This is a genomic window from Bradyrhizobium sp. HKCCYLS2038 (assembly GCF_051167655.1).
Classification (GTDB): Bacteria; Pseudomonadota; Alphaproteobacteria; order Rhizobiales; family Xanthobacteraceae; genus Bradyrhizobium.
Window position 1 is genome coordinate 129984 of record NZ_JBNPTM010000005.1, and the last position, 13208, is coordinate 143191.

Sequence of the window (13208 nt, forward strand, 5' to 3'; positions counted from 1 at the left end):
CCGCGCCTCAACCATCCAGCCCGAACGTCTTCACCGCCTCGTTGAGCTGGCGCAACTGCTCGGCATCCTTCACGGCCTGCCGCGCATCGGACAACGCCGATCTGGCCTTGTCGAGATCACCCATCACGACATAGGCGCGCACCAGCCGCAGCCAGCCCTCGACGTCGTCGCCATTCTGCTTCAGCCGCGTGGCGAGCCGATCGACCATGCCGCGGATCATCGCGTCGCGGTCGCCCGAACTCATGTCCTTGGCGGCGGCCATCGCCTCGCTCGGCAGCGCCGGGGCCTCGCCGCCGCCGACGCGGGCGAGCGCGGCGCTGACCAGCGGCCGCCACGGCGCGTCAGGCGAGCCCTTGCTCAGCATCCCGCGCCAGATGTTGGCGGCATCGTCCTTGCGGCCGTCCTGCTCGGCCGCGAGCCCGAGATAATAGTTGGACTTCGGCTCCTCGGCGTCGAGCGCATGGCCGCGCTCGAACTCGGCCTTGGCCTCGGCGGTGACCACCCCGCCCGCGGCAGTCGCGATCATCTCGCCGAGATCGGCGCGCTTGGCGGCGCCGTCGCCGGCATAGGTGATCATGTTGCGATAGGCGCGGATGGCGTCCTCGGTGCGGCCGAGCCGCGCCAGGACCGGGGCGAGCACCGTCCAGCCGCGGCCGTCGGTCGGGTTCTTCTGCAGATGCTGCTCGACCTGCGACACCAGGGTCTCCAGCGGCTGCGAGCCGTCGGCCGGCTTGGCGCGGGCGGTCAGCGGAAAGTCAGGCAGTTGCGGCGAGCCGAGCGGCAGATAGACCGCGAGCGCCACCAGGGGCACGCCGATCAGAGCCAGCACCGCCGCGACGCGCCGCAGGCCGAGGCTCGGCTTGGCCGCGACCTCGCTTTCCTGGTCGGCAGCGGCCAGCAGCCGCCGGCCGATCTCGACCCGCGCCGCCTCCGCCTCGACCTTGCCGATCAGCCCGGTCTCGACATCGCGTTCGATCTCGGCCAGTTGGTCCTTGTAGACCACGACCTCGCGGCCATCGGAGCCGTTGCGCGCGCCCAGCCCGAGCGGCAGCAGGACGGCGAAGATCGCCGCGGCCGTCATCACGGCGAACACGAACCAGAGCGTCATCAGGCAGAGTTCCAGCAGCGCCCACCGGCGGGCGCTCGTTGCGCCGCTTTTAACCAGCACCGTTCCCGGCGGCAATTCACAATTGCCACCCTGGTACCCCAGCCCTGCCGGGCAAAAAACTCAGGACGATTACGTAATTACGGCACCTCGAAATCGGCGCTCTTGGCGAGGTAGCTGCCGTGCCCGTTGAGGGCCATCAGGAAATAGGTGCCCGGCCTGACGGCGTCGGTCAGCCGGATCCGCAGCGAGCCGACCGGGACCGGCGAGGAAATGGTGGTGACGGGATCTTCGAGCGGCGCGCCGCTCGTCCGGTCCACGATCACGACCTTGGCCTTGATCATGAGGTTGCGATAGGTCGCGCGCACGACGCGATTCTCGACTTCGATAAAGTTGATGATGGAAATCATTGCACTTGAGAAAAAGATATGGACTGGACGACGGGAACCTATGCGTGGCTACGGCCTGTGGTCAACCTAAAATTGAACGAGGAAAAACGTTTGCAGGATAACGAACGGATCAGCCGGCGCGCGACGATTTTCGCTCGCCATTCAATGCATTCTCGGCCGCGCGGCTCATCAATTGGGCGTAGTCGTTGCCGAACAGGACGTGGCAGAAGCGGATCGCCGCCGACACCTGCGACTGCCGATAGGCGCGCGCCCGTGCGTCACCCGAACGCAGCGACTGAACAAGCGCTTCGGTGGCCTTCTCGACATATTGCTGCAGGTCGGTGTAGGTGCGCAGCGTCACCTCATTGATGGCGAGCTCGCTGGCGTAGTTGCGGCACACTGCGACGAACTCGATCAGCGCCGCCACCTCCTCGACCTCGCCGCCGTCGACGCCGGCGCCGGCGGGAATGTCCTTGTCGGCGCGCTGGCGCAGGATGCGCCGCGCCCGGCCCGGCACGCCATCAATCTCAGATTGCAACGCATTGGAGATGTCGGCACGGATCGCGGTGAGCTGCTTGCCCCAGTTCGATTCGGAGCGCAGGTCGAGTTCGGTGCGCAGGCCGCGGGCGCCGTCGTGCAGCGATTTCAGCGTATCGGCGAGATTGGCGAAATGCCCGCGCCTGATGTCGGCACGCAAGGTCGCGGCGAGGCTGGCGAGATCGTTCAGCGCGATGGTCACCGCGACGCCGAACGGCGTCGCCGCCACCCGGATCTCGTCGTCGGAGGCGGCGATCTTGGTGGCAAGGCGGATGATCTGCCAGGGCGCGGCAAGCCGCTGCATCACCATCGACAGCGCGAAGGGCAGCATCAGCGGCGTCTGCAGCGACGGCACGTTGATGGCGTCGGTGACGGAGGCGATCTGGGAATCGCCGAGCACGCGGATGATGCTGGGCAGCCGCCCGTTGAGGCCGTCGAGCGCCTCGCGATTCTGCAAAATCAGTGCGATCGGCAGCAGGTCCTCGATCACGCTCGGCGCGCCGATGCGGGCGAGCGCGCGCTGGCGGTCGCCGGTTGCATTGGGGCCGACCAGCTTCATCAGCTCCTCGGCCGCCGCGAGCTGCAGCTTGCGCGCGGCCACCTCGACCTCGCGCGACGTTTCGGCGGAGGCCGACATCGCGGCCTCGAACTCACTGTAGCGCTCGGGTGCGCCGTCGCGGCCGAGCCACTGCCAGACGGCCAGCAGCGAGGCGCGACGGATCTGGCCGGGACGCAGCGGACCGGTGGAATCGGTGAGGAACGGCTCGAGCGGCCGGAACAGCCGGCGCGGGCCATCGCCGCTCTGGCGGCGCTCCTCGCGAGGCTGAGGACGCGCAGCCTCGGCGGCGGGTTGCGGACGAGCCGGCTCAGGCGCAGGCGCCGGAGGCGCGGCCGGACGAACCACCTTGCGCAATTGCTCGAGCACCATGGTGGCCACGGCGACGTCCTGGCCACGCTCGATGGCGCGCTCGAACTCGCGCATCAGGAGCGACTGCGCGCTTGGCGGCAGCTGCCCGAGATAGTCCCTCAATCGCTCGTGAGCTGTCTGACTCATGCGCCGGCGTGCAAATTTCCACGGCGAGAGCGCACATCGCGCACCCCTGCCGCAACCATAGGGTCTGCGGTATTAAGAACACCTTTAGGATGGCGAACTTCGCAATCCGTCAAACGCCGGGCAAGGTGAGCTCGGCCCGCAGCCCTCCGACCGGCGCATCGCCCAGGGTCAGGCGGCCGCCATAGAGCGCGGCCAGGTCGCTGACGATCGACAGCCCGAGGCCGGAGCCCGGCTTGGATTCGTCGAGCCTCTGGCCGCGCCGCAGCACCTGGGCCCGCTCGGCCGCCGACAGGCCGCGGCCGTCGTCGTCGACGACGATCCGCAAGCTGGGCGTCGCCCCCGCCTGGGCCGGCGGCTGCACCGTGACCTCGACGGAGACCCGCGACGTGGCCCATTTGCAGGCGTTGTCGACCAGATTGCCGACCATCTCCTCGAGATCCTGGCGCTCGCCGCGAAAGCGGGCGGCGGGATCGGCGGTCGCCTCGACGGCGATGCTGCGCGAGCGATAGATCTTTTCCATGGTGCGGCGCAGCGCCTCGATCGCCGGCGCCACTTCGGTGACTGTCGACACGATCGTCACGCGGGCGGCGATCCGGGCCCGCTCGAGATGATGGGCGACCTGGTCGCGCATCACGTCGGCCTGCTCCATGACCTTGGCCGCGAACGGATCCGCCGCGTGGGTGGTCGCTTCATTCACGATGACGGAGAGCGGCGTCTTGATGGCGTGGGCGAGATTGCCGACGTGGGTGCGCGCGCGCTCGACGATCTCGCGGTTGGCATCGATCAGCGCGTTGGTCTCGCGCGCCAGTGGCGCGATTTCGACCGGAAACTCGCCCTCCAGCCGCTCCGCCCGGCCGGAGCGGATGTCGGCGATCGATTCCGAGATCCGCTTCAGCGGCGCCAGGCCGTAGCGCACCTGGAACAGCGTGGTGAGCAGCAGCACGATGCCGAGCGCGGTAAAGGTGCCGCCGAGGTAATAATCGAAGCTGCGGGTCTCGTCGAAGATCTCCGACGCATCGCCGGCAACGCTGACCAGGAATTTGCCGTCGGAGCCGAGATCGACCGGGCGCTCGACCATGCGCAGGTCCTGATTCTCAGGACCGTCCACGTACCCGATCCGGATACCGGCGGCGGTCAGATCGATCCCCTGCTCTTCCAGCTTGGGCAGCTTCTTGTCCCATAGCGAGCGCGAGGCCCGCACCTCCGGCTTCTCGGTGTCGGTGCGGGTGATCTGCCAGTACCAGCCGGACAGCGGCAGCTCGAACAAGGGCTCGCCGAGCGACTGGAATTGCCGGTCCGGCGGATCGTCGGGCGTGGCGACCTCGGCGATCAGGGTGCGCAGATACAGGTTGAGCCGGCGGTCGAAGGCGCGCTCGGTCGCGTTGCGATAGACCGACGACAGCACGATGCCGGTGATGGCGAGAATGACCACGAGCCACGCGGTCGCGGACAGGAACAACCGGGTGGCAAGTGAACTCTGGCGCATCACCGCAAACTAGCGAAACGGCCGGCGCCCGGCCACCTTGAATGGCGGACGCCGGACGGGATCAGGCGCCCGCGGCCGGCGGCGGCGTCAGCAGGTAGCCGAGGCCGCGCACGGTCTGGATGACGTCGCAATCCAGCTTCTTGCGGATGCGGCCGACGAATACCTCGATGGTGTTCGAGTCGCGGTCGAAGTCCTGGTCGTAGAGATGCTCGACCAGTTCGCTGCGCGAGACCACGCGGCCGGAATGGTGCATCAGGTACGACAGCAGCCGGTACTCATGTGAGGTCATCTTGACGGGGTTGCCCGACACGCTGACCTTACCCGTACGGGTATCGAGCGTGACCGGTCCGCAGGTCAGTTCGCTCTGGGCATGCCCCGCCGAACGGCGCAGCAGCGCGCGGATGCGGGCCAGCACCTCCTCGAGGTGGAACGGCTTGGCGACATAGTCATCGGCGCCGGCGTCGAAGCCCTGCACCTTGTCGCTCCAGCGATCCCGCGCGGTGAGGATCAGCACCGGCATCGCCCGGCCATTGCGCCGCCACGCTTCCAGCACCGAGATGCCGTCCATCTTGGGCAGACCGATGTCGAGCACGACAGCGTCGTAGGGCTCGCTGTCGCCCAAATAGTGCCCCTCTTCACCATCGAACGCACGGTCCACGACGTAGCCGGCGTCGCTCAACGCCGTGGTGAGCTGACGATTGAGATCCGGATCGTCCTCGACAACGAGCAGACGCACGCTTGCCTCCAAAGCTGAACTGCACGATTTCCGCCCTCAAGATGAACCGGAAGGCCGTGAACCGTGCATGAACGGAACCCGACCGACCACGTTACTTTTTGGTCATCTCGATCGGGCTTCGCCGGCAAGGGCCAGCAGAATTGGGGCGGATATAAGCTCTCGGAAGCAACAATGAAAAGCCCGGCTGTGCGGCCGGGCTCGAGCGTATGGGAGCGACATGCGCAAGGCGCGGGAAGACGGGAGGCGGCCCGCCTCGCGACAGGCAGGCGACCCGGTTTCGGGCGCCGCCCTCAGGTGTGGAAGAACACGAACCAGATCAGTCCGAGCACCAGCAGCGCCAGTCCCGTGGAGATGGCGAGCATCGCCAGGACCGACGGGCCGGGTTCACCCTGCCGGGCTTCGGTGGGAGTTTCGACGATCTGTGGCCCTCGTCTTGTTGCCATGGTGCCCTCAGCTGCTGGTATCTGGCCGAACGCGGGTTCGCGCTCTCTCAGTTGCTCGGGTGGCAACGTCGGCCGCCAGATGATGTTCCGGCTGCGGGGACGGGCTGCGACCAGTTAACGCCGCCCTTAGAATCTGCAGCTAGGCTTGTTGAATCCGCGGCCTGCGATGTTATCCTCGCGGTCGCGGCGAGAACTACGCCCGCAGCAGCCCGGTCCGGGAGAGCACATTCCCGTCAGTTTGCACCTGTCAGTTTGCAGTTGAGTGGAGTTGAGGAATGGCCCCGCGCGCCAATTGGAAGGGATTTCTGCGGCTGTCACTCGTGACCTGTCCGGTCGCGCTCTATCCGGCGACCTCCGAGTCCGAGAAGGTCTCCTTCAACCAGATCAACCGCAAGACCGGCCACCGCATCAAGTACAGCCGGGTCGACGCCGAGACCGGCGAGGAAGTGGCCAACGAGGACATCGTCAAGGGCTACAAGGTCGACACCGACACCTATATCGAAGTGACGAAGGACGAGCTCGACGACATCGCGCTGGAATCGACGCACACCATCGAGATCGACGAATTCGTGCCGCGCACCGACATCGACAGCCGCTATCTGATCCGGCCGTATTACCTCGTGCCGGATGGAAAAGTCGGCCATGACGCCTTTGCGGTCATTCGCGAAACCATCCGCAGCATGGACAAGGTCGCGATCGGACGCGTCGTGCTGACCAACCGCGAGCACATCATCGCGCTGGAGCCGCTCGGCAAGGGCCTGATGGGCACGCTGCTGCGCTACCCCTATGAGGTACGCAAGGAGGACGAATATTTCGACGACATTCAGGACGTGAAGATCACCAGCGACATGCTGGATCTCGCCAAGCACATCGTCGAGAAGAAATCGGCCGAGTTCGAACCGGAGGCTTTCGAGGATCACTACGAGGCTGCGCTGATCGAGCTGATCAACAAGAAGCGCAGCGGCGTCACGATCACCGCCAAAGCGGCGCCGAAGTCGAGCGGCAACGTCATCAACCTGATGGATGCGCTGAAGCGCAGCCTTGCCGGCGAAGGCGACAAGGCGCCCGCCGCCTCCGCTCCTGCTCCGAAAGCGAAGCCCAAGAAGGCGAAGAAGCGCGTCGAGGGCCAGCGCGAGATGCTGCTGCCGATCAGCGGCAAGAAGGCCAAGGACGAGCCGAAGAAGGCGGAAGAGCCGAAGAAGGCCGAGAAGCCGGCCCGGACCACGGCGCGCTCACGCAAGGCCGGGTGAAAAGGCCGGGTGACCGGCCAAGCCAAACCTGCTCAGCAGGCCTGGGCAGGCGAGCCCTCGCGAACGAGCATGATCTGAAAGGCGCTCGGCGCCTATTTGAGCGAGCTGTTGATCGACGAGAACTTGCTGCTGAGCTGGGTGCCCAGCCCATTGACGGCGGCCACGATCACGATGCTCAGCCCGCCCGCGATGATGGCGTATTCGATCGAGGTCGCGCCAGCCTCGTTCTTCAGGAAGCTCGCAATCAACTGCCGCATCTACCACTCCGCTCGGGCTCGATCGTTTGAGGCGCCGACACGGCGCGCGCAAAGGCCGGGACGGATGCCCCAGAAAAACCCTCGATCATCGGCTTGAACAAACGGTTAACTGATCGAGGAGGCGGCGTCCTCGAAGCCGGCTGCCGGCCCGCGATCGCGCGCCTCCAGCGGTTCAGAGTCTGGAACCGGGCCCGGGTGCAAACATCTGAATCTCCTCGCGTTCGCTCCAGGTCGCCAGCCTGCCGGCAATCCCGCTGCGCGAGCGGATCGCCGCAATCCCTCGTCGACGCATTCAGAAAAAATTCGGCCTGTTCGCCGGATGACGCGGCATGATCTCGGTCAACGATCATGGCAGCTGCGGCGCTAAGGTCTATACTAACTACCATGACACCAGCAGATTCGACTCGCCCCCAACTCAAGCTCCGCAGTGTCGCGCTCGATACTGGGCGGGAGAACGTCGTCGTGATCTCGCGCCGTTCGAAGGCGTTGCGGCCCGAAGTCTTCCGCGGCTTCTCTCGGGTCGAGCTGCGCTGCAATTCGCGAACGCTGCTGGCAACGCTGCTGATCACCGACGATGATGCGCTGGTCGGCCCCGACGAGATCGGCCTGTCCGAGCCGGCGCTGCGGCGCTTCGCCGAGCCGGCCGGCACGCTCGCCACGGTGTCGCCCGCGACTCCGCCCGACAGCCTGGAAGCCGTCCGCGCCAAAATCCGCGGCGAGACCTTGAGCGACGAGGCCATCGCAGCCGTCATCGACGATCTCGCGCATTATCGCTACTCCGACATGGAGATCGCGGCGTTCCTGATCGGCTCGGCCAGCTTCATGAGCTCGGGCGAGCTGTTGGCGCTGACCCGCGCCATGGCCAATGCGGGGACGCAGCTGACATGGCCGGAGCCCGTCGTGGTCGACAAGCACTGCATCGGCGGCATCCCCGGCAACCGTACGTCCATGGTGGTGGTGCCCATCGTTGCCGCGCACGGCCTGACCATTCCGAAGACCTCGTCGCGCGCGATCACCTCGCCGGCCGGCACCGCCGACACGATGGAGGTGCTGGCGCGGGTCAATGTCGGCGCCGAGGAAATGAAATCGATCGTGGCGGCCTGCAATGGCTGCGTGATCTGGGGCGGCCACGTCAATCTGTCGCCGGCCGACGACATCCTGATCTCGGTGGAGCGCCCGCTCAGCCTGGATACCCGCGAGCAGATGGTCGCCTCGATCCTGTCGAAGAAGATCGCCGCGGGCTCGACTCATCTCCTGCTCGACCTGCCGGTCGGCCCGACCGCCAAGCTCACCAGCGGCGCTGATGCGATGCGGCTGCGCAAGCTGTTCGAATTCGTCGGCGACCGCTTTGGCCTCAAGGTCGAGGTGATCACGACCGACGGCCGCCAGCCGATCGGCAACGGCATCGGTCCGGTGCTCGAAGCACGGGACGTGATGGCGGTGCTCGGCAACGAGCCGTCGGCGCCCGCGGACCTGCGCGAGAAGTCGCTGCGGCTCGCCGCGCATCTGCTCGAATACGATCCGAAGCTGCGCGGCGGCGCCGGATATGCGCGGGCACGCGAGCTGCTCGACAGCGGCGCGGCGCTGAAGCAGATGCTGAAGATCATCGATGCCCAGGGACCGCCGGAGTGCGGCAGCGAGCTCGGCGATCTCGCCTTCGACGTCAAGGCCGGCAGCGACGGTGTCGTCTCGGCGATCGACTGCCTGCGGCTGAACCGTCTGGCCCGCACCGCCGGTGCGCCCGTCAACAAGGGCGCCGGCATCAGCCTGTTCAAGAAGATCGGCGACCGCGTCGAGCGGGGTGAGCCACTCTACCGCGTGTTCACCTGCGATCCGTCGGAGCATGATCTCGCCGCTGCCGCAGCCGACGCCGACAACGGCTATGCCTTCGCCGACACGCCGAACGGCCACCGGTGATGAGCCCAAGTCGAAGCTTCCTCCATTCCTTGCAGGAGACCGCCGCATGAGTGTGACCCTTCGCTTCTGCGGTGCCGCACATACCGTCACCGGGGCCTGCTATCTGGTGCGGACGGACCAGGGCCAGATCCTGATCGATTGCGGCCTGTTCCAGGGCCAGAAGACGCTGAAGGAGCTCAACTACGGCGACTTTCCGTTTCGCCCGGAAGAGATCGACGCGGTGCTGCTGACACATGCCCATATCGATCACAGCGGCCTATTGCCGAAGCTGGTGCGCTTGGGATTCGACGGCAAGATCTTCGCGACGCGCGGCACCATCGATCTCTGCTCGTGGATGCTGCCCGATGCCGGCAACATCCAGGAGCAGGAGGTGCTGGCGCTGAACCGGCGCAACATCGCGCGCGGCCGCGAGGAGGTCAGCCCGATCTACACCCAGGCCGATGCGATCGCCTCGCTGCAATATTTTCAACCCGTCGCCTATGAGAGCTGGACCGACATCATCCCCGGCGTCCGCGCCCGCTACTGGAATGCCGGGCATCTTTTGGGCTCGGCCTCGATCGAGATCGAATTCGCGGGACAAGGCAGCGACGGCGCGCCGCTGCGGCTGCTCGCGTCGGGCGATGTCGGCCCGGACGCCAAGCTGCTGCAGCCCGATCCCCGAGCGCCCGAAGGTTTCGACTACGTGATCTCGGAAGCCACCTATGGCGACCGCATGCGCGAGCCGACCACGCCCGAGCAGCGCCGCGCGCGTCTGGCCGGCGAGGTGCGCGACGCCGCAGACGCGAAGGGTGCGCTGCTCATCCCGGCCTTCGCGGTCGAACGGACACAGGAGCTGATCGTCGATCTCGTCGGCCTGATGGAGCAAGGCGAGATCCCGGTCGCGCCGATCTTCCTGGACTCCCCGCTCGCCATCCACGCCACCGAGGTGTTTCGCACGCACGCCGCGAGCCTCGACGGCGGCAGCGACGTCGGCCGGCTGCTGTCCTCGCCGCATCTGCGCTTCACCGAGACGGTCGACGAGAGCAAGGCGATCGCCAAGTTGACGGGCTTCCACATCGTCATCGCCGCGAGCGGCATGTGCGACGCGGGGCGCATCCGTCATCATCTGAAGCGCTGGCTGTGGAACAACCGCGCCACCGTGCTGCTGGTCGGCTATCAGGCCAATGGCACGCTGGGACGCTTCCTGCAGGACGGCGTCAAGGCGGTGCGCATCCAGGGCGACGAGATCAAGGTCGCGGCGCGCATCCGCATGATCGACGACTATTCCGGCCACGCCGACGGCGCCGAGATCGCCCGCTGGATCGCGGCCCGCCGTCCGATCGCGCGCGGGCTGTTCCTGTCGCATGGCGAGGAGGCCGCGATCGCCGCGCTGGCCGGGCGCGTCGCGGAGCGCATCGTGCCGTCCGCCAAGGTGTTCTCGCCCCTGCTCGACGACATCTACGAGCTGACGAGCAGCGTGCCGACCCCGCTCGAAGCGGCGCGTCGACGGCGCCTGGCGCCGGACGCGGTGACCCGGCTCGACTGGCACAACGACATGTCGGGCCTGCTGCTCGACATCCATGAGCGCATCGAGCAGGCCGCCGACGACCGCGCCCGCGGCGTCATCATCCGCCGCCTCAGGCGGGCGCTGGAGGGGTGACGGCCCCCGTGGCCGGAACGATCTCGTCGTCGAACGGTCACAGTTTGATCGCAACCTCGATCCGCTGGCAGATCATCGCGCAGCGGCCGTCCCGGGGAAGTGCGGCTGCGAACACGAACGCCATCTCCGCTTGTGCATAGTTTGCTACACAACGCGCAGACGGCTGGTCTCCGAGGGTGATTCTGATACGCTCGACGCGTGGTTCACGACGACGGGACGATCCGAGTGAACCAAGCGCAGGTGGGGAAACGGGGGGCTCTCACATGCATCAACCATCGAAATGGTGGCCGGGACTGATCGTGGTCAGCGTGCTCTGGCTCGCGGCCATCAGTTTCAAGACGGCGAGCGTGGAAGACGATATTGCGCCGCGAGCGCAAGCCGCTGTCGCAGCGGCCGCCCCCGATACCGCCGCGGCACTGAAGGTCTCGGTCAGAGGCCGCGACGTTTTCATCCAGGGACCGGAGTTCAGCGCCGACCAGTCCGAACGGCTGAGCGATGCGGCGACGGTCAACGGCGTCCGCCTCGTCGACGACAGCTACGACAAGCTGCCGACCCCCAAACCCTATGCCTTCCGCGCCGCACGCAACGGCAGCCAGGTCGTGCTCGAGGGCGGCGTCCCGACGCCCGCCGTTCGCGTCGCCGTCCTCACCGCCGCGCGTTCTGCGACCACCGGCGGCGAGGTCGTCGATCGGCTCGGCTATGCCCTGGGCGCCCCGGGGAATTTTGCCGCCATCGCCAGCCACGGCGTGGTCCAGGCGACGAAACTCAATGGCGGGACCTTCTCGCTCGCGGACAAGGCCTATTCGCTCGCCGGCGCCGCGACCTCGTCCGACATCTATGAGGCGGCGATCGCCGCGACGCGGCAGCTGCCCGGCGGCGCCGTGCTCGCCAACGTCGCCATCCTGCCGCCCGAGGCCAAGCCGTTCATCTGGAGCGCGGTGCGCGACGACAAGTCGGTCGTGATGTCCGGTGTCGTTCCGAACGATGAGATCCGGCGCGCGCTGGAGGCCGCGGCGGTCAAGGCGTGGCCCGGATCATCCGTGATGCATCAGATGCAGATCGCACGCGGTGCGCCATCGGGCGATTTCAACGCCTACACGACCTATGCGCTGGCCGAGCTCGGCCGGTTGAGCACAGGACGCGTCGTCATCTCCGATGCGAACTACACGATCTCCGGCGAGGCGCCGTCCAGCGCGGCCTACGACGAGGCGATGGCCGGCGTCGGCAAGCTGCCGCGCGGGCTGACCCTGGCCAAGGCCGACATCCTGCCGCCGGAGATCAAGCCGTACCGCTGGTCGGCGGACTTCAACGGCACCGCGCTGAACCTCGCCGGCCTTGCCCCCGCGACCGCCGTGCGCGAAGCGATGCTGGGCTCCGCCAGCGGACAGTTCGACGGCAAACCGATCAAGAGCGAGATCGGCATCGCCCGCGGTGCCCCCGATGGCGACCTTGCCAAGGCGAGCGCCAGTCTGCTGAAGCAGCTCGCCCGGCTGGCGCAGGGCCGCGCCGAGATCAACGAGACCAAGGTCTCGCTCAATGGCGCCGGCCTTGCCAACGTCACCGGCGCCGCCGTGCGCGAGGAGCTGGCGGGCGCCCTGCCCGCGCCGTTCACGATCGCCGCGGTCGATGTCCGCGACGGTCCGGTGTCGCCCTATTCGTTCCAACTGCAGAAGCAGGATGGCCGCGTCAGGCTGACCGGCTACGTGCCCAATGACGCCGCCCGTCGCGATCTCGTCGACGCAGCAACCCAGGCCTTCGTCACCGAGACGGTCGAGGATGCGCTGAAGCTCGGCGACGGCGCACCGAAGGATTTCGTCGCATCGCTCAAGGCAACGTTCCCGGCGCTGGCGCGGCTGTGGTCCGGCGCGCTGACCGCGAAGGATGCGGCCCTCTCGGTCGACGCGCTCGCGATCTACGACAAATCAGCCGAGCAGGTCCGCAAGGAGCTTGCCGATGCCGCCGCAGGCGACATCAAGCTCACCGACGTCAAGATCGGGGTCAAGCCGGCGAGCCCGCCCCTCGCCGTGGCCGAATGCCAACCGGCGTTCGAAGGCCTGCTCGCCAAGGGCCGCATCCGCTTTGCGACCGGCAGCGCCGAGCTGAGCCGCGAGTCGCTGGCGCTGCTCGACCACATCGTCGACGTGGCGCAGCGCTGCAAGGAGGCCGAGATCGCGATCGAAGGCCACACCGACAATGTCGGCGACGAGGACAGCAACATGGACCTCTCGAAGCGGCGGGCGGCGGCCGTGGTCGGCTACATCGGCGAGGCCGGAATCGACACCGCACGCATGAGCTCGGAAGGCTACGGTCAGACCAAGCCGGTTGCCTCCAACGACAGCGCGGAAGGCCGCGCGCAGAATCGCCGCATCGAATTCGTCGTGAAGTGAGGCGCTGA

Annotated in this window: 11 protein-coding genes; 4 read left to right on the plus strand and 7 right to left on the minus strand. The window is 67.1% G+C overall.

Features of this window, described 5'->3' with window-relative positions; genetic code table 11:
• Nucleotides 1-7: 7 nt before the first annotated feature.
• The 6 genes from ccmI to ACQR1I_RS22570 form a co-directional block, all read right to left on the minus strand.
• Complete coding sequence (gene ccmI / locus ACQR1I_RS22545; RefSeq protein ID WP_434868414.1) at nucleotides 8-1108, minus strand: c-type cytochrome biogenesis protein CcmI; 1101 nt, start codon at nucleotides 1106-1108, stop codon at nucleotides 8-10.
• A 137-nt stretch (nucleotides 1109-1245) separates the two neighbouring features.
• Nucleotides 1246-1515 (minus strand): hypothetical protein, encoded by a 270-nt coding sequence (locus tag ACQR1I_RS22550; protein ID WP_434868413.1) that lies wholly within the window; start codon nucleotides 1513-1515, stop codon nucleotides 1246-1248.
• 109 nt (nucleotides 1516-1624) lie between these two features.
• A complete protein-coding gene (locus ACQR1I_RS22555; RefSeq protein ID WP_434868412.1) occupies nucleotides 1625-3085 on the minus strand; it encodes a hypothetical protein in 1461 nt (486 codons plus the stop codon).
• A gap of 109 nt (nucleotides 3086-3194) precedes the next feature.
• Nucleotides 3195-4571 carry an ATP-binding protein gene (locus ACQR1I_RS22560; RefSeq protein ID WP_434868411.1) on the minus strand — a complete coding sequence of 459 codons (1377 nt, stop codon included), beginning with the start codon at nucleotides 4569-4571 and terminating at the stop codon, nucleotides 3195-3197.
• 61 nt (nucleotides 4572-4632) lie between these two features.
• Complete coding sequence (locus tag ACQR1I_RS22565) at nucleotides 4633-5307, minus strand: response regulator transcription factor (protein WP_006614547.1); 675 nt, start codon at nucleotides 5305-5307, stop codon at nucleotides 4633-4635.
• Between the two features lie 290 nt (nucleotides 5308-5597).
• Nucleotides 5598-5750 carry a hypothetical protein gene (locus ACQR1I_RS22570; RefSeq protein ID WP_434868410.1) on the minus strand — a complete coding sequence of 51 codons (153 nt, stop codon included), beginning with the start codon at nucleotides 5748-5750 and terminating at the stop codon, nucleotides 5598-5600.
• Nucleotides 5751-6025: 275 nt separating this feature from the next.
• Between ACQR1I_RS22570 and ACQR1I_RS22575 the strand changes: the two genes are divergently transcribed.
• Complete coding sequence (locus tag ACQR1I_RS22575; protein WP_434868409.1) at nucleotides 6026-7000, plus strand: Ku protein; 975 nt, start codon at nucleotides 6026-6028, stop codon at nucleotides 6998-7000.
• 92 nt (nucleotides 7001-7092) lie between these two features.
• On the opposite strand, the gene ACQR1I_RS22580 is transcribed toward ACQR1I_RS22575, so the two are convergent.
• The gene (locus ACQR1I_RS22580) at nucleotides 7093-7257 is read right to left on the minus strand and encodes a Flp family type IVb pilin (RefSeq protein WP_434868408.1); all 165 of its coding nucleotides are present in this window, start codon (nucleotides 7255-7257) and stop codon (nucleotides 7093-7095) included.
• A gap of 384 nt (nucleotides 7258-7641) precedes the next feature.
• Between ACQR1I_RS22580 and ACQR1I_RS22585 the strand changes: the two genes are divergently transcribed.
• The 3 genes from ACQR1I_RS22585 to ACQR1I_RS22595 all read left to right on the plus strand — a co-directional run bounded on the left by ACQR1I_RS22585 (nucleotide 7642) and on the right by ACQR1I_RS22595 (nucleotide 13200).
• Complete coding sequence (locus tag ACQR1I_RS22585; protein WP_434868407.1) at nucleotides 7642-9174, plus strand: thymidine phosphorylase family protein; 1533 nt, start codon at nucleotides 7642-7644, stop codon at nucleotides 9172-9174.
• A gap of 46 nt (nucleotides 9175-9220) precedes the next feature.
• The gene (locus ACQR1I_RS22590; RefSeq protein WP_434868406.1) at nucleotides 9221-10813 is read left to right on the plus strand and encodes an MBL fold metallo-hydrolase; all 1593 of its coding nucleotides are present in this window, start codon (nucleotides 9221-9223) and stop codon (nucleotides 10811-10813) included.
• Nucleotides 10814-11076: 263 nt separating this feature from the next.
• Nucleotides 11077-13200, plus strand: a complete 2124-nt coding sequence (locus ACQR1I_RS22595) for an OmpA family protein (protein WP_434868405.1) — start codon at nucleotides 11077-11079, stop codon at nucleotides 13198-13200.
• Nucleotides 13201-13208: the final 8 nt, after the last annotated feature.

Coding starts and splice junctions, on each gene's coding strand:
- ccmI (WP_434868414.1), bottom strand. CDS start 1,108: ATGACGCTCTGGTTCGTGTTCGCCGTGATGACGGCCGCGGCGATCTTC.
- ACQR1I_RS22550 (WP_434868413.1), bottom strand. CDS start 1,515: ATGATTTCCATCATCAACTTTATCGAAGTCGAGAATCGCGTCGTGCGC.
- ACQR1I_RS22555 (WP_434868412.1), bottom strand. CDS start 3,085: ATGAGTCAGACAGCTCACGAGCGATTGAGGGACTATCTCGGGCAGCTG.
- ACQR1I_RS22560 (WP_434868411.1), bottom strand. CDS start 4,571: ATGCGCCAGAGTTCACTTGCCACCCGGTTGTTCCTGTCCGCGACCGCG.
- ACQR1I_RS22570 (WP_434868410.1), bottom strand. CDS start 5,750: ATGGCAACAAGACGAGGGCCACAGATCGTCGAAACTCCCACCGAAGCC.
- ACQR1I_RS22575 (WP_434868409.1), top strand. CDS start 6,026: ATGGCCCCGCGCGCCAATTGGAAGGGATTTCTGCGGCTGTCACTCGTG.
- ACQR1I_RS22580 (WP_434868408.1), bottom strand. CDS start 7,257: ATGCGGCAGTTGATTGCGAGCTTCCTGAAGAACGAGGCTGGCGCGACC.
- ACQR1I_RS22585 (WP_434868407.1), top strand. CDS start 7,642: ATGACACCAGCAGATTCGACTCGCCCCCAACTCAAGCTCCGCAGTGTC.
- ACQR1I_RS22590 (WP_434868406.1), top strand. CDS start 9,221: ATGAGTGTGACCCTTCGCTTCTGCGGTGCCGCACATACCGTCACCGGG.
- ACQR1I_RS22595 (WP_434868405.1), top strand. CDS start 11,077: ATGCATCAACCATCGAAATGGTGGCCGGGACTGATCGTGGTCAGCGTG.